Origin of the sequence: Streptomyces sp. HUAS 15-9 (assembly GCF_025642155.1) — a bacterium.
Taxonomy (GTDB): Bacteria; Actinomycetota; Actinomycetes; order Streptomycetales; family Streptomycetaceae; genus Streptomyces.
Genome location: NZ_CP106798.1, coordinates 5,892,412 through 5,911,311 on the forward strand (window position 1 = coordinate 5,892,412; position 18,900 = coordinate 5,911,311).

Sequence of the window (18,900 nt, forward strand, 5' to 3'; positions counted from 1 at the left end):
GAACGTACGCGGTTCGGTGCAACGGCTTCACCCGTGGGTGTCATCCCGGTTGCCGGACGGCGTGGCGTCTGGCTCGATGCCGGGTTGCGACCAGGGCCACCTCAGCCGGCCGCTCTTCCTGCCCTCCGGGTCGTACGCGTACTTCCACGACTGCACCAGCCCGAGCCTCCCCCACGCTCGACTTCGCTCGCGCGGGGGGACCCCCACGCTGTGCCCCCGGGGCACGCGGCGGTAGACGAGGACGGTGGGCCTGCCGCCGTGCTCGTCCGGGACCGGGATGCGGTACGTCTTCGGGGGGTGGCCGGTGGGTCCCACCAGCACGGGGAGCACGCGCCCGTCCATGGGCCCGCCCTCGAAGGGGGTGTCCTGTGTCTTCACGCCACCAGTCTCAGCCATCCGCCGACAGCGCCGCGACGAGCGCGGCCGTCTGCGGGTCGCGGCCGGCGGTGACCGTCAGGACGGCCACGAACTGCTCGACCAGCCAGTCGCGGAGGTCGTCGGCGGGGGGCTGCTTGTCCTCGTCAAGCCAGATCAGGGAGGCCGCCTCCACGGCCGTGATCCACATCCGCACGGTCATGCGCAGACGCGGGCCCGGGGCCGTGACGCCGAGGTGGCTGAGGATGTGCTCGGCGGCGGCCCTGCGCACACCGTCCACGATGGCGGTGGTCCGCGAGGTCTCGACCACGCTGCCGCCCTGGAGCAGCGCGCTGAAGCCGGCGTCGTGCTCGTCGACGAAGGTGAGGTAGCGGTCCAGGGCGCGGGCGAGGCGGGGGAGGAGGGGGCCCTGGCGGGCCTCGTCGAAGCACTGCTGGAGCTCGTCGGCGGCGGACCTGAGCGCGGCCTCGTACAGCTGCTGCTTGCCGCCCGGGAAGTACCGGTAGACCAGCGGCCGCGAGACCCCGGCCGCCTCCGCCACATCGTCCAGCGACACGTCCTCCGGGGCGCGGTGCGCGAAGAGCGAGAGCGCCGTGTCGAGCAGCTGGCGCCGCCGCTCCTCGACGCTGAGGCGACGGTAGGCGGGGGTGGTTGCCGACGGGGTCATGTCCCGCAGCGTAACCGTGGCGGCGCTACGGTGACGGCCGGAGGTGGGGATGAGTGACAACTGGCTGATCGTGATCCCGGAGGATCCGTACTGGCAACCGGAGCGCGCGGCGGCGGACCGAGCCGCCGCGGCACTCGCCGGGATGCTCTCCGAGCAGGGGCGACGGGGCCTCGAGGCGTTGTGGCACGACACCGTGGAGGTGGTGCACAGCTTCGGGAACCTGGAGCGGGTCACCTGCCCCCGCTGTGGCGCGGATCTGTCCACCGGGAGCCGGCTGGGCGAGGCGATCACGGAGCGTTTCGAGGACGGCTTCGCCACGCTCGACGTCACCGTCCCCTGCTGCGGCGCCGGAATCTCGCTGAACGACCTGGTCTACGACTGGCCGATGGGGTTCGCGAGATTCCGGCTCGAGGTCCTCTACCCCGACCGCGCATGGCTGACGGACGCCGAGCTGACCGAGATCGCCGACGCCCTCGGTCACCCCGTACGCCAGATCCTGGCCCGTCTGTGAGTCCGGGCAGACACCCCTAAGCCAGCAGCCCCGAGGACTTCCACAGGCGTCGGCCGACGCCTCGCAGCACCCCGATGTCGTCCAGGAAGTCGGTCAGGCGCCTAGCTCCCGTCTGCATCACCTCGCGGCGGTGGGCGCTGGCCTTCACCTGGGCCATCGCCTCCCGCTTGTCCAGGCCCACGTTGGTGTAGACCTCGGGGTTCACGAAGGCCACCGAGAACACGCGGGCGAACTCGCCGGACGTGACCCGGGTGAACTCCTGGGACCAACGGGGAGCCGCCAGCATCTGGCGGCGGAGCTCCTCGCGGGCGTAGCGGACGTGACGGGCCTCCTCGACCACGTGGATACGGGTCACCCCGCGGATGAGCGGCTGGATGCGCTCGTCGGGGAACGTCAGCCGCTGCATCCAGTCGAGGACCTCCTCACCGAGCAGCGTGGCGGTGAAGGAACCCGGGGTGGTGGAGATCGTCTTGAAGACCCGGCCCAGCGTCAGGTGGGCCGGGCTCACCGGGTACCAGGGCGCGTCGCCCCTTGAGATCAGCCGGGCGAACATCTTGGAGTGCCGGCACTCGTCCTCGATCTCGGTGAGCGCGTACCGGACGTGCGCGCTCGTCGCCGCCTTGTCGTAGATGTGCCGTACCAGCAGCTGCATCAGGATGATCTCGAACCAGATGCCCAGCGAGGCCAGCGCCGCCGACTCGTGCTGGGAGAGCAGGATCCGCTGCTCCTCGCTCATCCGCTTCCACAGCGGCGTGTCGTACAGCGACACCAGCTCCGGTGGCCAGAACCACTTGCCCTCCTCGAAGGGCGCGTCCCAGTCCAGCTCCTTGTCGGGGTCGAAGGAGTGCTTGGCGGAAGAGACGAGCAGCCGCTCGGCCACCTGCTCGCGGTCCTTGAGCAGGCCCAGCGCGTCGCGCAGACCCTCGACCGCGTCGGCTTCCGTCAGGGTCGTCATAACTCCCTCATCTCGTTACCCGGAAGTAAGTAGTCGACTCTTATGAGACTGCCTGTCAGTAAGACCGTCAATCCCTTGCGCATGACTTGTTGACTCGCCGTCTACGTGTGAGCCTGCGGGTATGCCGACCAACGACCTGTACGCCAAGCACCCGGGAGACCCCCACTGGCAGGTGCCCGCGACCGGAGCGGCCCGGTTCAGCTGGGAGTACGACGAAGGACGTGACCGTCTGCTCGCCCTTTACCAGAAGGGCAAGGACAAGCAGTGGGACGGACAGAGGCGGATCGACTGGCACCTTGAGGTCGACCCGTACGACCCGCTCGGCACCCCCGACGAGGCGATGTCCCTCTACGGCAGCAAGTACTGGCCGAAACTCACCGACAAGGACAAGGGCGACCTGCGGCAGCACTACGCCTCCTGGCAGTTCAGCCAGTTCCTGCACGGCGAGCAGGGCGCGATGATCTGCGCGGCACGCATCGTGGAGTCCGTCCCCGACCTGGACGCCAAGTTCTACTCCGCGACCCAGACCATGGACGAGGCCCGGCACGCCGAGATCTACGGCCGCTTCCTGCACGAGAAGATCGGGATGCTCTACCCGATCAACGACAACCTCCAGTCCCTGCTCGGCGACACCCTCCGCGACAGCCGCTGGGACATGCCCTACCTGGGCATGCAGGTCCTCATCGAGGGGCTCGCGCTGGCCGCCTTCGGTATGATCCGGGACACCACGGACAAGCCCCTGCCCAAGCAGATCCTGGCCTACGTCATGCAGGACGAGGCCCGGCACGTGGCCTTCGGCCGCATGGCGCTGCGCGACTACTACAAGCAGCTCACCGACGCCGAACTCCGTGAACGCGAGGAGTTCGTCATCGAGGGCTGCTATCTGATGCGCGACCGGCTGCGCGGGGTCGAGGTCCTGGAGAACTTCGGCATCCCGAAGGCGGAGGCCGAGGAGCTCAGCGAGCGCTCCGAGTTCCTCCAGCTCTTCCGCAAGCTGCTGTTCAGCCGCATCGTGCCCTGCGTGAAGGACATCGGCCTGTGGGGCGAGCGCCTGCAGCGGGCCTATGTCGACATGGGCGTGCTGGAGATGGGCGACTCCAACCTGGACCTGCTGATGGCCCAGGACGAGGAGATAGCCGAACACCTGGACGCGGAGCGCTTCGCCGTGGAGGAGCGGGAACGGGTGGCGGAGGTGGAGGAGGCGATCGACGAGGGTCAACGCCTCATCGGTTGATCACTCGATCGACGGGCGAATCGGCATATTCCTCTGGGTACGCTGACTCTGCCAGGCAGACTCCGGCGTATGGGAGCAATCATGAGCGCCGCACGTGACTACGGGCTGGACGACGACTACGAGTGGCCCCGCCCGCCGGAGGGCGGCTGGACGGCGGACGACCTCGACGAGCTTCCCAATCTTCCTCCGCACACGGAGCTGATCGACGGGAGTCTTGTCTTCGTGAGTCCGCAGACCACATTCCACTCACGTGCCATGCGCTTGCTGGACAACACTCTGCTGGATCAGGTGCCGGACGAGCTGGACGTCATCCGGGAGATGACCATCAAGCTCAACAAGCGCAACCGTCCGGAGCCCGACGTCCTCGTGTTCCGTGCGGGGGCCGACACCGGTCCGAAGCAGACCTGGTTCCGGCCGGAGGACGTCGTGATCGCTGTCGAGGTCGTGTCGGAGGATTCGGAGGAGCGGGACCGGGAGGTCAAGCCGCGGAAGTACGCGCACGCGGGCATTCCGCACTACTGGCGCGTCGAGGAGAACGAGGGTCTTCCGGTGGTCTACGTCTACGAACTCGACCCCGCGACCCAGGCCTACGGCCTGACCGGAATCTTCCACGACAAGCTTGAGCTGACCGTCCCGTTCCCCATCGAGATCGATCTCACCGCGATCAACCGCCGCCGCTAGACACCGCAGCCCAGCCCCTGCGGCACCTCGCCGAGCACCGGCGCCGACGCCCTCGCCGGGAACGACGTCCGGAGGGTGAAGGCGTACGGTGTCGGGCCGTTGGCGCGCAGATGCAGCAATCGCTCCTCCGCCTCCCCCACCGTGGGCCGATGCCCCGCCGGCACCCACCACAGCGTGGCCATGGCCTCGTTCACCCGCTCGAACCACTCCCGCCGCCGGGCCAGCAACTCCCGGTGCTGCCCCTGATACATGAACGCCGTGAGCGCGTTGGTGTCCCGCCACACCGACATGTTGATGACCAGCCACTCGTCCCCGAGGACGGGGATGTCGGTCGCGTTGCCGGTGTCGCTCTGCAGGCGCCACACGAACCCGTCGGCGGCGTCCGCCACCGCGTTCACGGGGTCGAGCGCATCGACGAAGTACTTCAACTCGGGTGAATCCAAAGGGAACTTGAGGCGGGCGATATTGACCTGGGCGAGTTCGTACGCGGCTGTGGATGCGGTCATGACCGAACGGTAGGTCGGGACATCGGCCCGCGGTAGCCCCCGTCTCACGAGTCGAGAACCGCCCTCATCACCGCCTTGGCGATCGGTGCCGCGTCCCCGCCCCCGCTGATGTCCCCGCGGTCCGCCGCCGCGTCCTCCACCACCACGGCCACCGCCACCCTCGGCTCCAGCTGGTCGTCGCGCTGCGCCCACGACACGAACCAGGCGTACGGCACACCGGAGTTGCCGATGCCGTGCTGGGCGGTGCCCGTCTTGCCGCCGACCGTGGCACCGGGGATCGCGGCATTGGCGCCGGTGCCCTCCCGCACCACGTCGGTCATCAACTCCCGCATCCGCACGGCCGTCGCCGGGTTCATCGCCTGGCGGATCGGACGGGAACCGGTCGTCGCGACCGTCTCGCCGCCCTTGCGGACGGTCCGCTCCACCAGATACGGCGTCCGCACCTGCCCGCCGTTGGCGACGGCCGCCGCGACCATCGCCATCTGGAGCGGCGTGGCCCGCGTGTTGTACTGGCCGATGGAGGACAGGGCCAACTGCGCCTTGTCCACCTGGGTGTCGAACGTGCTCGGCGCGACCGAGAAGGGGATCCTCAGGCCGGTGTCGTTGAAGCCGAAGGCCTGGGCCGTCGAGGCCATGGCCTCGAGCCCCACGTCCACGCCCAGCTTCGCGAACACCGTGTTGCACGACCACTCGAACGCGGTCCGCACCGAGGTGTCCTCGCAGTCGTCGGACTCGTTCGTCAGACGCGTCCTCGTACCGGGCAGCCTGTAGGGGTCGGGGGAGTCGGTGGGCGCGTCCAGGTCGCTGACGGTCCCCGCGTCCAGCGCCGCCGCCGCGGTGACCACCTTGAAGGTGGAACCCGGCGGATAGGTCTGCCGTACGGCCCGGTTGAGCATCGGCTGCTCCGGGTCGTCGTTGAGCCGCGCCCAGGCCGAGGTCACCCGGTCGCCGTTCCCGGACAGCTCGGCGGGGTCGTACGAGGGGGTGGAGACCAGCGCCAGGATCCGGCCGGTCGACGGCTCGACGGCCGCCACCGCGCCCTTGCGCGCGCCGAGCCCCCGGTAAGCCGCCTCCTGCGCGGCCCGGTTGAGCGTCGTGACGACGTCGCCGGGCCGGTTCCGCGCGCGCGTGACGTCGTTCCACAGGGGGAACGGCGACAGCATCGGGTCGGTGCCGGACAGGATGCCGTCCTCGGCGTGCTCCAGGAACGTCGTGCCGTACACCTGCGAGGCGAAGCCGGTCACCGGGGCGTACAACGGCCCGTTCCGGTACGTCCGTTCGTGGCGGAGCTGCTCGCCGGTGTCCTTGGAACCGGTGACCGGGATGCCGTCGACCAGGATGTCGCCGCGCGGCTGGCCGTAACGGGCGATCGCGGAGCGGCGGTTGGCCGCGTTCCCGTCGTAGGAGGGAGCCTGGACGACCTGGACGCGGGCGGCGTTGACGAGCAGCGCCACCATCAGCAGGGCGCAGAACGCGGCTGCGTGCCGCATGTACTTGGTCACGGGGCCACCCGGCCGTCGTACTGGCTGCGGGCCGAGTCGCTCACCCGGATCAGCAGGGCCACGATCGTCCAGTTGGTGACCACGGAGGAGCCGCCCTGCGCCAGGAACGGCATCGCCATGCCGGTCAGCGGGATCAGCCCGGTCACCCCGCCCGCGATCACGAACACCTGGAGCGCCACGATCGAGGCGAGGCCGAGGGCGAGCAGCCGGCCGAAGGGATCGCGCAGCGCGAGCCCGGCCCGGTAGCCGCGCTCCACGAGGAGCCCGTAGAGGATGAAGATCGCCGACAGGCCGGCCAGGCCCAGCTCCTCTCCGGCCGTCGCCAGGATGAAGTCCGACTTGGCCGCGAAGCCGATCAGGATGGAGTGGCCGAGGCCGAGCCCGGCGCCGAGGACCCCGCCCGCCGCGAAGGCGAACAGGGACTGGGCGAGCTGGTTGGGGCCGAGGCCCGCCTCGATCGTGGCGAACGGGTGCTGCCAGTCCTGGACCCTGCTGTGCACATGCGGTTCCAGCCAGCCGACGGCGACCGCGCCGAGCACCGCGAGCAGCAGGCCGACCGCGATCCAGCCGGTGCGGCCGGTGGCCACGTACAGCAGCACGACGAACAGGCCGAAGAAGAGCAGCGAGGTGCCGAGGTCCCGCTCCAGGACCAGGACGCCCACGCTGATCAGCCAGATGGCGAGGACCGGGCCGAGGACCCGCCCGGTGGGCAGTTGCACGAACCAGATCCGGCGGCCGGCGTAGGCGAGCGCGTTGCGGTTGGCCGCCAGGTACGCGGCGAAGAACACCGCGAGGAGCACCTTCGCGAACTCGCCCGGCTGGATGGAGAATCCGGCGAACAGGATCCAGATGTGGGCGCCGTTCACGGCCGGGAAGAGAATCGGCACCATGAGCAGGGCGAGGGCGGTGACCACGCTGACGTACGCGTAGCGCTGGAGCACCCGGTGGTCGCGCAGCAGCAGCACCACCACGATGAACAGCGCCACCCCGAGCGTGGACCAGACGAGTTGGGCGGGGGCGGCCCGGTCGCCGGGTGTCTCCAGGTCGAGCCGGTAGATGAGGACCAGACCGAGGCCGTTGAGCAGCACGCCGATGGGCAGCGGGAGGGGATCGGCGTACGGGGCCCGGACGCGGACCGCGATGTGTGCGAGCAGGGCGAGCACGCCGAGCCCGGCGCCGTAGCCGAGGGCACCGGGCGGGACGGTGCCGGTCTTCGCCAGGCCGACATCGCAGTAGCCGTACACGGACAGCAGTACGGCCAGCACGATCAGGGCGAGTTCGATGCCACGGCGCCGGGGGAGACGTACATCGGACGCGGGGGCCTGCCTCGCCGCCACGGTGGTTCCGGCCTTCGTCATGTCCGGAACTTACCTAAATGGGACGCCTTGCGCGCCCTGTGGCCGACGCCAGCGTGGCGAGCCCCGGCCAAGGCTCCGTCACGTCGCCTCGGACGCCACCGGACCGGCCGCCGACGGGGCCGACGGCAGCGTCAGTGTGGCCACCGCGCCGTCGTCGAGGGCGTTGGCGAAGGTCAGCCGGGCGCCCAGCACCTCCGCCTGGCCCAGCGCGATGGTCAGCCCGAGACCGTGGCCCCTCGCCCCGCCCTCGGTACGGAAGCGCTGCGGTCCGTGCTCCACCAGGTAGTCCGGATAACCGTCCCCGTGGTCCCGTACGACCACGACCGGACCGTCCACCGTCAGCACCACCGGGCCCCGCCCGTGCTTGTGCGCGTTCGCCACGAGATTCCCGAGCACCCGCTCCAGCCGGCGCCGGTCGGTCTCCACCCGGACGTCGCGTACGACCTTCACCTCGGTGTCGGTGCCCGACGCCCGCACCACCCGCCGGGCCAGCGCGCCCAGCTCCTCCGTGTCCAGGTCCAGCCGCTCCCGCCCGGTGTCGAGCCGGGAGATCTCCAGCAGGTCCTCGGTGAGCGTGCGCAGCGCCGCCACCCGGTCCCGCACCAGCTCCGTCGGCCGGCCCGGCGGCAGCAGCTCGGCCGCCGCGTGCAGCCCGGTCAGCGGGGTGCGCAGCTCGTGCGCCACGTCCGCGGTGAACCGCTGCTCGCTCTGCAGCTTGCTCTGCAGCGACGACGCCATCGAGTCCAGCGCGGCGGCGACCGCGGCCACCTCGTCGTGGGAGCGTGCCACGTCCTTCGTATGCGGGTCGTTCACGCGCGCGTCCAGGTCGCCCGCGCTGATCCGCCGGGCCACCCGTGCCGTGCCGTGCAGCCGCCGGGTCACCCGGGTCACCGCGAACGCGCCGATCAGCAGGGTCACCCCGATCGCCAGCGCCGACGACCACAGGATCGACCGGTCGAGCGCGGAGATGGTGCGGGCCTGCTGCGAGTAGTCGACCTCGACGGCCAGCGCCCGCTCGCCGTCGGCGGGGCCCGCCGCCCACATCGTGGGGTGCCCGCGATGGGCCGCGACCATCGTGCCCCGGTCCCCGGCCACCGCCAGCGTCCGCAGCGGCTCCGGCAGCCCGGCGGGGTCGACCCCGGCGCCCGGCAGCAGCGCGTCCCCGGCCTGGTACGCCCTGGTCGCGTCCGCCAGCCGGTCCAGCGCCTGGTCCCGGGCCTGGCCGACGGTCTGGTTGGTCACCGAGACGTGCACCAGGATGCCGAGCAGGGCGGCCAGCGCACAGAGCATCACCGCGATGAACGCGGCGGACTTCGCCGCGAGTGTCCCGGCCCACTGGGGCAGGCTCATCCTCATCCTCATCCTCATCGCCCGCTCGCGGAGGGGGAGGCAGAGGGGGACGGGGCGGGTGACTGCTTCCTCCGGCCGGTGCGCAGGAACTCGTCGCGCGTGAACACCATCGCGTGCTGGCTCTGGTCCCACTCCCAGGTCGTGCGGTACTCGTAGCCGGTGATCCCGGCCGGAGAGCGGACGATCACCGCCCGTCCGGCGAGCTCGACCCCGATGATCGCGTCGTTGTCGGACATGACCTGGACCAGCCGGTCCCCTTCGAAGGCGTAGACGCGCACGGCGGTCTGGTTGGTCGGGAACAGCCGGAAGCCCAGCGTCATGTCCTGCCGTCCGTCGCCGGTCAGGTCCCGGTAGTACGCCTTCAGCAGCGGGCACCGGCCGCGGTCCCCGCCCTTGCCGCACTCGTCCATCCGCACGGCCGTCTCGTGGTACGGGCCCTTGGCGCCGTAGTCGGCCGGGTGCGCGGCGATCTCCGCCCGTACGACGGCCACCGGATCGATCTTGCGGATGTCCCGTCCGGGATCGGTCAAGCCCTTCACGACCTCGGTCGACCCCTCGTCGTACTCATAGGCCGGGCTGGACGCGGGCCGCAGATCCGGCCAGAGCTTCACGGGGCTGATCGCGGTGGGGGTCGCACCGTCGCGCCGCAGTTCGCCCGTGTCGCCGCAGGCTGCCGCCGTCGCCGCGAGAAGGCCGACGGCGAGGGCGGAGAGGGCGGTGCGCGCGGGACGGCTGAAGGGCACGGTACTCCTGTGGCTCGGATCGATCGGTGGCGCCGTACACCCTATTCGTCCGGAGAAACGGTTATCCCGCTACTTGGGTCATCCCGCTGTCTGGAGGTCCCGGCGGCGGGCCCTGCCGCTCGGCGGCGGGCTCAGCGGCAGGGCTTCACTACTCGGCCAGTTCCTCCAGGAGCCGTACGGTCGGCAGGCCCGTGCGCAGATAGTCGACGAACAGCTCGTTGTGCAGGGCCCAGGGGGAGCGCCGGCGGCGGATGAGCCGGATGGCCTCCTCGGCGGAGTGCCCCCGGTCGACCAGGGCGTGCGCGACCACCAGCCCCGAGCGGTTGTAGCCGCTGTAACACCGGACGAGCACGCTGCGCCCCGTGTCCAGCGCGTCACCCGCGGCCCGGGCCAGCCGCATGACACCGGCGAGCTGGGTGCCGTCCAGCGGACCGTCCGGTATCGGCCACACATGGTGCTCCACACCGGGGTCCGGCCCGTGCCCCGGCAGCCTCAGCAGCGTCTGCACAAGATCGAACTCATCCCGGACGACGGCGAGCTCCAGCCCCGAGGGTCCCTTGAACTCGTGCCCGCCCATCCACAGACCGGGCACTATCTCGCTCCACGGGCTGTCCGGAGCCGGTACGTCGGGTTGCTTCCTGCGGGTCCGCAATGGCGCCTCCCCACCTGCCCCTCCCAACTGGTCTCAAAGGTAGCCGGGTTCTTGCCCCTGGAGCACCCCTCCTGTTCCCATGGTCAAGGGGTGATGGCACATGAGCGGACTGCGCGTCGTGCCGGTCTGGCGGCACGGCCAGGAACGGCTGTACGTCTGTCTCACGGACGGAAGGAACATCGCCTGGTACGACCGTGAGGCGGCCAGGGTCAACCTGCTCAGCGAGGAGAGCAGACAGGACGTACTGGAGGCGCTGGGCCCCTTCCTGACCGGCCCGGTGGCGGTGGGCCCGCCCCCGGTCCCGACACCGGCGGAGCTCGCCCGCCTCTCCCTTCACCCCGACGACGACCTGGCCCCCAACCGCCCCGGCGAGGCCCTGCTCGTGGCCCTCGACCGGGACCCGGCCCCGCCCCACCGCCTCCGCCCGGACCCGCGCCGCCGTGCCCTGCTGGCCGAGCAGGCGATCGGCGAGGCCCTGGACCGCCTGGACGGCGTGGGCTGGCACGCGCTGCACTCGATTCCGTTGCCCGGCGGCGACCGCATCCACCATCTGCTCATCGGCCCCGGCGGGCTGTTCGCCCTGTACGCCCTCTACGCCCGGAAGCAGCGGGTCCACGTCGCCGATCCCATGGTCGCCCTGGGCCGCCGCGAGCCGGGCCCGCTGCTGCGCCGCGTCCGCGCCGACGCCGACCGGGCGTCGTACGCCCTGACCGCCGAGGTCCGCCCGGTCCTGGCCCTGGCGGGCCCCGCGACCCTCTCCGTCCCGGCCCCGCTCCGCGAGATCCGCGTCCTGCAGGACACCGAGCTGGCGGGGCTGGCCCGGCTGGGGGGTGTGCTGAAGCCGGCGGATGTGGAGGCGTTGCACGCGATGGCCCGGGACCGGAACACGTGGTCCAGGGTGTGAGGGCTCGCCTCCCGGTCATCGGGTGAGCGCGGCGTTCACGGCAAGGGACTCGCGCGCCCCGCGTCCAGCAACGGCGCCATCAGATCCCCGAAGTCCTGCAACCGCGGCGCGATGTCCCCCGCCCGGAACGCCAGCTGCCCCGCCTCCCGGCACTGCTCGACCTCCTCCCACGTCACCGGAGTGGAGACGGCCGGCTCACGCCGCGCCCGAACGGTGTACGGAGCCGCCGTGGTCTTCCGCGCGGCGTTCTGGCTCCAGTCCACGAACACCCTCCCGGGCCGCAGACTCCGCGTCATCCGGTGCACCACCAGCCGGGGCAGCGCCCGCTCCGCCTCCACGGCCAGCCCCTTGGCGTACTCCGACGCCCGCTCCGACGACACCCCCCGTACCGCCGCGAGCAGATGGAGCCCCTTCGACCCGGACGTCTTCGCATACGCCTCGACCCCGTCGTCGGCCAGCCGCGCCCGCAGCCACAACGCGACCTCGCAGCAGTGCGCGACCGTCGCCGGGGAGCCGGGATCGAGGTCGAAGACGAGCCGGTCCGCCTCCCCGGGCGCCTCGATCACCCACTGGGGCGTGTGGAACTCGGTGACGAGGTTCGACGCCCACATCAGCGAGGCCAGATCCTGTACGAGCACCATCCGCGCGGGCCCGTCCGACCGCGGCACCTGCGCGGAGGTGACCCAGTCGGGCGTACCGGGCGGCACGTTCTTGGTGAAGAACACCTGGCCGTCCGGCCCGTCCGGGTACCGCAGGAAGGACACCGGCCGGTCCCGGAGATGCGGAAGGAGGACCTCGGCGACGGTCGCGTAGTAGTGCAGCAGCTCGCCCTTGGTGAAGCCGGTCGCCGGATACAGCACCTTCTCCAGATTGCTGAGCGCGACCCGCCGCCCCTCCACCTCAGTGATCGGCGTCATACGATGAGAATCCCACGAAACTGCAACAAACCCGGCTTATGTCGAGGGGAAGGGTGCTGCACGTGCGATCCATATGGAACGGCGCCATCTCCTTCGGCCTGGTCAGCATCCCGATCAAGCTGGTGAACGCCACCGAGAGCCATGCGATCTCCTTCCGCCAGATCCACACCGAGGACGGCGGCCGCATCCGCTACCGCAAGGTCTGCGAACTGGAGGACCGTGAGGTCAGCGGCGGGGAGATCGGCAAGGGGTACGAGGACGCGGACGGCACGATCATCCCGATCACCGACGAGGACCTGGCCAACCTCCCGATCCCCACGGCACGGACCATCGACATCGTCGCCTTCGTCCCGGCCGACCGGATCGACCCGCTCCAGATGGACGCCGCGTACTACCTCGCCGCCGGCGGCGCCCCGGCCGCGAAGCCGTACACCCTGCTGCGCGAGGCACTCAAGCGCAGCAACAAGGTGGCCATCGCGAAGTACGCGCTGCGCGGCCGCGAACGCCTGGGCATGCTGCGCGTGGTCGGCGACGCCATCGCCATGCACGGCCTGCTGTGGCCGGACGAGGTCCGCGCCCCCGAGGGTGTCGCCCCGGACGTGGACGTCACGGTCCGCGACAAGGAGCTCGACCTCGCGGACGCCCTGATGGACACCCTCGGCGAGGTCGACCTGGAGGACCTGCACGACGAGTACCGCGTGGCCCTGGAAGAGGTCATCGCCGCGAAGGCGGCCGGCGAGGAACTCCCCGAGGCCCCCGCTCCCGCGCCCGGCGGCAAGGTGCTCGACCTGATGGCGGCCCTGGAGAAGAGCGTGCGGGCGGCGAAGGAGTCCCGGGGCGAGGAAGTGGCCGGTGAGGTGGGGGAGGCGGCCGAGGTGGGCGAGCCACGGGATGCCGAGGTCACCCCGCTCCCGCCGCGCAGAACGACCCGGGCCGCGCCCAAGGAGACCGGCGGCAAGAAGACGACGGCCGCGGCGAAGAAGACGGCGGCGCCCAGGACGACGACGAAGAGCACGGCGAAGGCCACGGCGAAGACCGCGGCCAAGTCGACATCGAAGACCACGGCGAGCACGTCCAAGAGCGCCGCGAAGAAGACGACCGCGAAGAAGACGACCGCTGAGCAATCGACCGCCAAGAAGACGACCGCCAAGAAGGCGACGAAGGCGGCGGCGAAGAAGGCCACACCCCGCAAGCGCACCGCGTGAACGGCGGGCCGGAGCCTCGGCGCCCCGGCGTCAGTGCTGGACCGTGACCTTGGCGGCGGCCCTCTGCTCAAGAGCCTGATCACGCTGATCCACCGCATCGGCGACATCGGCCGCATTGGCAACTTCGCCCGCATTGGCAACGTCGACCACATCAGCCACATTGACCACGTTGGCTACACCAGCCATGTCAGCAGCATCAGCCACGTCGGCCACATCGGCCCCGTCGGGCTTGCGAAGCAAGAGCAGAGCCGCGTCGTCATGCAGCCGGCCGCCCACATGCGCCAGCAGGTCGTCGTGGAGTGCGGTCAGCGTGCGGGCCGGCTCATGGCACACGTGCCGCGCCAGTCCTTCGGCGAGCGGATAGAACTCACGGCCGTGGTCGCGGGCCTCGGTGACCCCGTCCGTGTAGAGCAGCAGCTGGTCCCCGTCGCAGAAGGACAGCACCTGGAGGCGGGGGCTCTCACCGCTGAGGGCGCGCAGTCCGAGGGGCGGAGCGGGCTGGGCGGGCTCGACGGCGACGACCTCCGAGTCGCGTACCAGCAGCGGGGGCGCGTGGCCGCAGTTGACGACCTCCAGCCGCCCGGGCTCGGGACAACCGGCGACCACGGCGGTGACGAAGTCGTCCTGGCCGAGGTTGCGCGCGAGGCTGCGCTCGATCCGGTCGACGACGGCGAGGAGATCGGGCTCGTCGTAGGCGGCCTCGCGGAAGATGCCCAGTACGAGAGCGGCGGTCCCGACAGCCGGCAGTCCCTTGCCGCGTACGTCGCCGACGATGAGCCGTACACCGTGCGGGGTGGGCACCAGGGCGTACAGATCGCCGCCGATACGGGCCTCCGCGGCGGCCGCGCTGTAGCGGACGGCCACCTGGAACGGGCCGACGGCCGCCGGGACGGGCTGCAGGAGCGCGTGCTGGGCGGCCTCCGCCACGGAGCGAACGGCCGCGAGCACCAGCTCCCGGCGTCTGCGCAATGCGCTGGCCAGGGCACTCGCCAGGGAGACGGCCACCAGTCCGGCCAGTACGATCGCCAGCTCGTGGCCCGAGGAACGGTCCCGGAGGCCGAGGGCCGTGCCCAGCCCCGTGGCCAGCAGGCCCACGCACAGGACGCCGCGGGGCCCGTTGGTGGTGGCGGCCAGCGCGGGCCCGGCGGCGAGCAGCGGTACCCAGGTCAGCCCGGTGCCGCAGACGAGGTCGACGGCCACGACGGCGGAGACGATCAGCACGGGCAGAACTGGCAGAACCGGCAGCAGGGCGGTGGCCGGCTGCTCGGCGGTCCACCCCCGGACCGTCAGCGCGGAACCGGCCGTACGGCTGATGAAGGGCCACGTCCGCCGGCGTTCGCCACCGTGGTCTCGCCTCTGGCTCATGATCGGTCCGCAGTCCTCACCTGTACGGGGGCGAAGCTCGCCCGGAATGTCTGTTCAGTCCAGGTAAAGGGTTCGACTGGGGCCGCCACAAGCGGCGGATTTTCAGATAGTGAGCGACAGACTCCTGGTCACACGGCTCGCGATCGGGATCAACAGGGCCCTGGCCTCCTCGAGCCGGGAGAGCTGGTCCGCCCGCAGCGAGACGCCGAGCGAGCCGAGGGTGTCCCCGCAGTAGACGGGCACCGCGACGCATACCGTGCCGAGCGAGTACTCCTCCATGTCCGTGACCGCCGGTGCCAAGGGCGCGTCGTCGATCCGCCGGAGCAGCTCCGGGCGATCGGTGATCGTCCGAGGGGTGAGATCGGCCAGCGAGTGACGGGACAGGTAATCCATACGGGAGTCCTCGTCCAGCTCCCGCAGCACGGTCTTGCCCAGAGCGGTGGCATGCCCGGCGTCCTCGAACCCCACCCACACGTCGACCCGGGGCGCCCGCGGTCCGTCGACGATCTCGGCGACCCGGATCTCGCCCTCCTCGTAGAAGGTGAGGTAGGCGGCGGCCGAGAGTTCGTCGCGCAGCGTGGCGAGGGTCGGCCGAACGCGGCTGAGCAGCGCCTGCCCGCCACCGGCGTCGGTGAGCACCCGCAGCCGGTCCCCGAGCACGAACCCGCCGTCGTCCAGCTTCCGCACGTACCCGTCGTGCACCAGCGTGCGCAGCAGGTGATAGGCGGTGGCCAGGGGCAACCCGGTCTCCCGCGCCAACTGCTTGGCCGGTGCCCCGTTCACATGCCCGCTCACGGCCTCCAACAGCCGAAACGCCCGCTGGACGGACCCGATGAGCGTGGGCCCCTCACGCGCACCCATGGCACCAGGGTGCTCCTGGGGTGAAGGAGAGGCAAGACAAGCAGAACTCTCGCGCGAGTACGAGTGACGGTGCCGTCTGATCCACCTGATCTACTGCCTGTCGGCGAACCGGCGTTCTGTGAGGCTGTCGGGCTTGTTCCCGAAGCCTTGCGGGCTGATCGCATTGGCTGATCGCATTGTCAGTCCCCCCTGTCATCATCCCGCCATGCTTTTCGACGCCTTGGTGGCCGAATCCCGCAGGAACGACTCGCTCGACGACGTGAGGTCCGCGGCGCTGCACCACGTCCGTTGGCTCGTCGACCTCCTGGAACGTCAGCGGACCGAGTTCCGGCGATCCATACACGGCGACCACCGGCGATACGAGGCGGCGGGCGCGGCGACCCGGGCCGAGATCGACAGGCGGCTCGCGGCCTGCGCGGACGAGGAGGGCAGGGCGGCGGTCCTGTGCCTCATGCTGGCCGCCTGCTTCGACGACACGAGCCTGTGGCAGTACGACACCGAGATCGGGACCCTGGTCTCGCGGGTGCGTGGCTGGACACCCGACGAGGTCGCGGTGATGCTGCTCCGCGCCACCGAGTACGACATGGGCCACTGGTTCGGCAGTTCGCTTGGGCTCGTGCTGAACGCCGCCGAGCAGCTCGGCGCCGACGGCCGCCGTGCGGTCATGCCCTGGCTGCAGCACGCACACACGGAGCTCATGGACACCACTGTCGGGGCGAGCTCGCACGCATCGCTCGCCCAGCGCCTCCGCGCACTGCTCGCGAGCGTGGACGAGGCGCACATCCCCGAGGGACTGATCCCCGCCGACGCTCCCTGGGCCGTCCCGCTGAGGGACCGCGCGAAGACCTCTCCGACGCCGGAACTGGCCGGCCTCGTAAGGCACTTGGCGAGCTTGTCGGGGCCGCGCCCCGCGCAGAGGTGGCGGCGGACGTGCCTCGGACTCGTAGACGCGGCGTCGGCGCGGGACGTCGTGGCCGACGTCCTGCGGATGCTGGCCGAGGACGATCCGCTGTGCAGCAGGGAAAGCGGTACGCACACCGGCTGGCTGCATGACGGATACCACTACCACTACGTCATCCACCAGAACGACGGTGACCTGGCGCGAGGCGCCGTCTGGGCGGCCGCGCTGACCGGCGGCCCGGCCGCGGTGCGCCACCTCGGCGCGCTCGCTCTGCGGACCGGCGGCCCCCGAAGCGACGTGACGCAGGACCTCAAGCTCGCGGGCGCCGCGATCAACGCGCTGGCCGAGACCGGCGATCCGGCCTCGCTCGAGGCCCTGTGGCGGTTGCAGTCCCGGATCAGGCACCGGGCTCTGCGCAAGCAGCTCGACACCGCGCTGGTGACGGCAGCCGGGAAGCAGGGCATCACGGCGGAGCAGCTCATCGAACGCAGCGTGCCGGACCACGGCCTGACGCCGGACGGCTCGCTGGAACGGGAGCTGGGCGGACACCGGGTACGGGTGGCGATCGAGGAAGCGGCGACCGTACGGCTCACCTTCACGCGCCCCGACGGGGCAACGTCCCGCACAACTCCGCCAACAGTGAAGGACAACTTTCCCGACGAGCTCCAGGAGTTGAAGACGCTGGCCAAGGAAGTACGGAGCACACTCTCGGGGGAGCGGGCCCGCGTCGAGGCGCTGATGTCGGCCGGGCGCGAGTGGCCGTACGACGAGTGGTGCCGCCACTACCGCGACCATCCGGTCACCGGGACTCTGGTCCGCGGCCTGGTCTGGGAGTTCCAGGACGCCGACGGCGAGTGGTGTGCGGTGGCACCGATGGCCGAGCCGCCCGGCGAGCCCGAGCGCGTCCGGCTGTGGCATCCGATCCGGGCGTCGAGGGACGACATCAGGGCGTGGCGGGAGCGGCTCGTCGCCGAGCGGCTGCGGCAGCCGTTCAAGCAGGCCTTCCGGGAGATCTACCTGCTCACCCCGGCGGAGGAGGAGACCGGCGTCTACTCCAACCGGTTCGCCGCCCACATCGTCCACTACCGGCAGCTCTACGCGCTGTTCAAGGAACGCGGCTGGCAGGCCAACTTCCTCGGCCGCTACGACGGCGGCTACGACGGGCAGGCACGGGCCGAGTTCGCCGACGGTGAGTGGCGGGCCTGCTTCCACCACGAGCCCGCCGCGGACGACGTCGGCGGCTACGCGCCCGAGCACGCCGCGACGGACCAGGTCCGCTTCGAGCGGCGCGACGGCCGACGCTGGCGCCGGGTTCCGCTGGCGGAGGTACCCCCGCTGGTGTTCAGCGAGGCGATGCGCGACCTCGACCTCTTCGTCGGCGTGACGTCGATCGCCGCCGATCCCGACTGGACCGACCGGGGCGAGGACCGCTACACCGCGTACTGGCGGACGGCCACGTTCGGCGCCCTGACGGCAAGCGCCGAGGTCCGCCGCGAGGCCCTGGAACGGATCCTCCCGCGCCTGAAGATCGCCGCCCGCTGCACGCTCGACGGCCGCTTCCTACTGGTCCGCGGGGATCTGCGCACGTACAAGATCCACCTTGGCTCGGCCAACATCCTGATGGAACCGGACGACGCCTACCTGTGCATCGTCCCGGCACGCGGCAAGGCCGACGGCAAGGTATTCCTCCCGTTCGAGGACGAACGGCTCTCCCTGATCCTCAGCAAGGCGTTCCTGCTCGCCGCCGACACCAAGATCACCGACAAGACCATCCTCCGCCAGATCGAGCGAGGTGCCTGATGGCCACCGTGACGTTCCGGGACGAGACCGCGACGGGCAAGCCGCTCACCGAGTTCGAGGTGGCCGGGCAGCCGGCGCGGATGACCGTACGGGAGCTGATCAGGCTCCGGGTCCGCGAGGAGGCCGCCCGGCACAACGCCCGCCCGGCCAACCGCTTCAACGGCCTCGTCCGCCCCGACGACGCCGAGACGGAGCTGAACGGCTACCGACTCCGCGAACCGCGCCGCATCGACGGGGAGCGCCAGGCCGAGATCGCCGAGCGCGCCTTCCTGTCCAACGGCTTCTTCGTGCTGGCCGGCGACCGCCAGGTCGAGGACCTGGACGAAGCCGTGGATCTCACCACCGATCCCGACCTGGTCTTCATCAAGCTCGTCGCCCTCGCCGGCGGCTGAGAGACCGGACCTCGCAGGGGA

At 70.9% G+C, this 18,900-nt stretch carries 19 protein-coding genes; 7 read left to right on the plus strand and 12 right to left on the minus strand.

What is annotated here, in order from left to right; all coding sequences use genetic code 11:
• Nucleotides 1–27 precede the first annotated feature (27 nt).
• On the minus strand, nt 28–378 hold the full coding sequence (locus N8I87_RS27295; protein ID WP_263212569.1) for a DUF8847 domain-containing protein: 351 nt from the start codon (nt 376–378) through the stop codon (nt 28–30).
• 10 nt (nt 379–388) lie between these two features.
• Nucleotides 389–1,042 carry a TetR/AcrR family transcriptional regulator gene (locus N8I87_RS27300; protein WP_263212571.1) on the minus strand — a complete coding sequence of 218 codons (654 nt, stop codon included), beginning with the start codon at nt 1,040–1,042 and terminating at the stop codon, nt 389–391.
• A gap of 49 nt (nt 1,043–1,091) precedes the next feature.
• Between N8I87_RS27300 and N8I87_RS27305 the strand changes: the two genes are divergently transcribed.
• Nucleotides 1,092–1,553, plus strand: coding sequence for a hypothetical protein (locus N8I87_RS27305; RefSeq protein WP_263212573.1), 462 nt, complete (start codon nt 1,092–1,094; stop codon nt 1,551–1,553).
• A 16-nt stretch (nt 1,554–1,569) separates the two neighbouring features.
• On the opposite strand, the gene N8I87_RS27310 is transcribed toward N8I87_RS27305, so the two are convergent.
• The gene (locus N8I87_RS27310; RefSeq protein WP_263212575.1) at nt 1,570–2,508 is read right to left on the minus strand and encodes an AurF N-oxygenase family protein; all 939 of its coding nucleotides are present in this window, start codon (nt 2,506–2,508) and stop codon (nt 1,570–1,572) included.
• Nucleotides 2,509–2,629: 121 nt separating this feature from the next.
• On the opposite strand from N8I87_RS27310, the gene N8I87_RS27315 reads away from it, so the two are divergent.
• Both N8I87_RS27315 and N8I87_RS27320 read left to right on the plus strand, forming a co-directional pair.
• Nucleotides 2,630–3,742, plus strand: coding sequence for a ferritin-like domain-containing protein (locus N8I87_RS27315; protein WP_263212577.1), 1,113 nt, complete (start codon nt 2,630–2,632; stop codon nt 3,740–3,742).
• Nucleotides 3,743–3,823: 81 nt separating this feature from the next.
• Complete coding sequence (locus N8I87_RS27320) at nt 3,824–4,423, plus strand: Uma2 family endonuclease (protein ID WP_263212578.1); 600 nt, start codon at nt 3,824–3,826, stop codon at nt 4,421–4,423.
• Here N8I87_RS27320 and N8I87_RS27325 read toward each other — a convergent pair.
• The 6 genes from N8I87_RS27325 to N8I87_RS27350 all read right to left on the minus strand — a co-directional run bounded on the left by N8I87_RS27325 (nt 4,420) and on the right by N8I87_RS27350 (nt 10,534).
• Entirely contained in the window at nt 4,420–4,929 is a 510-nt protein-coding gene (locus tag N8I87_RS27325; protein WP_263212579.1) for a DUF3291 domain-containing protein, read from the minus strand. The genes N8I87_RS27320 and N8I87_RS27325 overlap by 4 nt on opposite strands.
• 44 nt (nt 4,930–4,973) lie before the next feature.
• On the minus strand, nt 4,974–6,431 hold the full coding sequence (locus tag N8I87_RS27330) for a penicillin-binding transpeptidase domain-containing protein (RefSeq protein ID WP_263212580.1): 1,458 nt from the start codon (nt 6,429–6,431) through the stop codon (nt 4,974–4,976).
• Nucleotides 6,428–7,789, minus strand: coding sequence for an FtsW/RodA/SpoVE family cell cycle protein (locus N8I87_RS27335; protein ID WP_263212581.1), 1,362 nt, complete (start codon nt 7,787–7,789; stop codon nt 6,428–6,430). Before N8I87_RS27335 ends, N8I87_RS27330 begins: the two co-directional genes overlap by 4 nt.
• A 78-nt stretch (nt 7,790–7,867) precedes the next feature.
• Entirely contained in the window at nt 7,868–9,145 is a 1,278-nt protein-coding gene (locus N8I87_RS27340) for an ATP-binding protein (RefSeq protein ID WP_263212582.1), read from the minus strand.
• An 8-nt stretch (nt 9,146–9,153) separates the two neighbouring features.
• Nucleotides 9,154–9,882 carry a hypothetical protein gene (locus tag N8I87_RS27345; RefSeq protein WP_263212583.1) on the minus strand — a complete coding sequence of 243 codons (729 nt, stop codon included), beginning with the start codon at nt 9,880–9,882 and terminating at the stop codon, nt 9,154–9,156.
• Between the two features lie 148 nt (nt 9,883–10,030).
• On the minus strand, nt 10,031–10,534 hold the full coding sequence (locus tag N8I87_RS27350; protein WP_263212584.1) for a protein-tyrosine phosphatase family protein: 504 nt from the start codon (nt 10,532–10,534) through the stop codon (nt 10,031–10,033).
• A gap of 100 nt (nt 10,535–10,634) precedes the next feature.
• Here N8I87_RS27350 and N8I87_RS27355 point away from each other — a divergent pair, with 100 nt between their 5' ends.
• On the plus strand, nt 10,635–11,438 hold the full coding sequence (locus N8I87_RS27355) for a nuclease-related domain-containing protein (RefSeq protein ID WP_263212586.1): 804 nt from the start codon (nt 10,635–10,637) through the stop codon (nt 11,436–11,438).
• Between the two features lie 35 nt (nt 11,439–11,473).
• Here the strand turns inward: N8I87_RS27355 and ligD are convergent, their stop codons facing one another.
• Nucleotides 11,474–12,355: a non-homologous end-joining DNA ligase gene (gene ligD / locus N8I87_RS27360; RefSeq protein WP_263212588.1), complete on the minus strand. Its 882-nt coding sequence runs from the start codon at nt 12,353–12,355 to the stop codon at nt 11,474–11,476.
• A gap of 62 nt (nt 12,356–12,417) precedes the next feature.
• On the opposite strand from ligD, the gene ku reads away from it, so the two are divergent.
• A complete protein-coding gene (ku, locus tag N8I87_RS27365) occupies nt 12,418–13,560 on the plus strand; it encodes a non-homologous end joining protein Ku (protein ID WP_491743942.1) in 1,143 nt (380 codons plus the stop codon).
• Between the two features lie 30 nt (nt 13,561–13,590).
• On the opposite strand, the gene N8I87_RS27370 is transcribed toward ku, so the two are convergent.
• Both N8I87_RS27370 and N8I87_RS27375 read right to left on the minus strand, forming a co-directional pair.
• Nucleotides 13,591–14,925 carry a PP2C family protein-serine/threonine phosphatase gene (locus N8I87_RS27370; RefSeq protein ID WP_263212593.1) on the minus strand — a complete coding sequence of 445 codons (1,335 nt, stop codon included), beginning with the start codon at nt 14,923–14,925 and terminating at the stop codon, nt 13,591–13,593.
• A 102-nt stretch (nt 14,926–15,027) separates the two neighbouring features.
• Nucleotides 15,028–15,786, minus strand: a complete 759-nt coding sequence (locus tag N8I87_RS27375) for an IclR family transcriptional regulator (protein WP_263212595.1) — start codon at nt 15,784–15,786, stop codon at nt 15,028–15,030.
• Between the two features lie 205 nt (nt 15,787–15,991).
• On the opposite strand from N8I87_RS27375, the gene N8I87_RS27380 reads away from it, so the two are divergent.
• A complete protein-coding gene (locus N8I87_RS27380) occupies nt 15,992–18,487 on the plus strand; it encodes a DUF4132 domain-containing protein (RefSeq protein WP_263212598.1) in 2,496 nt (831 codons plus the stop codon).
• Nucleotides 18,487–18,879: a hypothetical protein gene (locus N8I87_RS27385; protein WP_263212600.1), complete on the plus strand. Its 393-nt coding sequence runs from the start codon at nt 18,487–18,489 to the stop codon at nt 18,877–18,879. Before N8I87_RS27380 ends, N8I87_RS27385 begins: the two co-directional genes overlap by 1 nt.
• Nucleotides 18,880–18,900 lie beyond the last annotated feature (21 nt).

Excerpts from the sequence above, each read along its gene's own strand:
- ligD (WP_263212588.1), bottom strand. The coding sequence starts at position 12,355 with ATGACGCCGATCACTGAGGTGGAGGGGCGGCGGGTCGCGCTCAGCAAT.
- N8I87_RS27325 (WP_263212579.1), bottom strand. The coding sequence starts at position 4,929 with ATGACCGCATCCACAGCCGCGTACGAACTCGCCCAGGTCAATATCGCC.
- N8I87_RS27310 (WP_263212575.1), bottom strand. The coding sequence starts at position 2,508 with ATGACGACCCTGACGGAAGCCGACGCGGTCGAGGGTCTGCGCGACGCG.
- N8I87_RS27315 (WP_263212577.1), top strand. The coding sequence starts at position 2,630 with ATGCCGACCAACGACCTGTACGCCAAGCACCCGGGAGACCCCCACTGG.
- N8I87_RS27385 (WP_263212600.1), top strand. The coding sequence starts at position 18,487 with ATGGCCACCGTGACGTTCCGGGACGAGACCGCGACGGGCAAGCCGCTC.
- N8I87_RS27370 (WP_263212593.1), bottom strand. The coding sequence starts at position 14,925 with ATGAGCCAGAGGCGAGACCACGGTGGCGAACGCCGGCGGACGTGGCCC.
- N8I87_RS27335 (WP_263212581.1), bottom strand. The coding sequence starts at position 7,789 with ATGACGAAGGCCGGAACCACCGTGGCGGCGAGGCAGGCCCCCGCGTCC.
- N8I87_RS27340 (WP_263212582.1), bottom strand. The coding sequence starts at position 9,145 with ATGAGGATGAGCCTGCCCCAGTGGGCCGGGACACTCGCGGCGAAGTCC.
- N8I87_RS27305 (WP_263212573.1), top strand. The coding sequence starts at position 1,092 with ATGAGTGACAACTGGCTGATCGTGATCCCGGAGGATCCGTACTGGCAA.
- N8I87_RS27375 (WP_263212595.1), bottom strand. The coding sequence starts at position 15,786 with ATGGGTGCGCGTGAGGGGCCCACGCTCATCGGGTCCGTCCAGCGGGCG.
- N8I87_RS27320 (WP_263212578.1), top strand. The coding sequence starts at position 3,824 with ATGAGCGCCGCACGTGACTACGGGCTGGACGACGACTACGAGTGGCCC.
- N8I87_RS27300 (WP_263212571.1), bottom strand. The coding sequence starts at position 1,042 with ATGACCCCGTCGGCAACCACCCCCGCCTACCGTCGCCTCAGCGTCGAG.
- N8I87_RS27355 (WP_263212586.1), top strand. The coding sequence starts at position 10,635 with ATGAGCGGACTGCGCGTCGTGCCGGTCTGGCGGCACGGCCAGGAACGG.
- N8I87_RS27380 (WP_263212598.1), top strand. The coding sequence starts at position 15,992 with ATGCTTTTCGACGCCTTGGTGGCCGAATCCCGCAGGAACGACTCGCTC.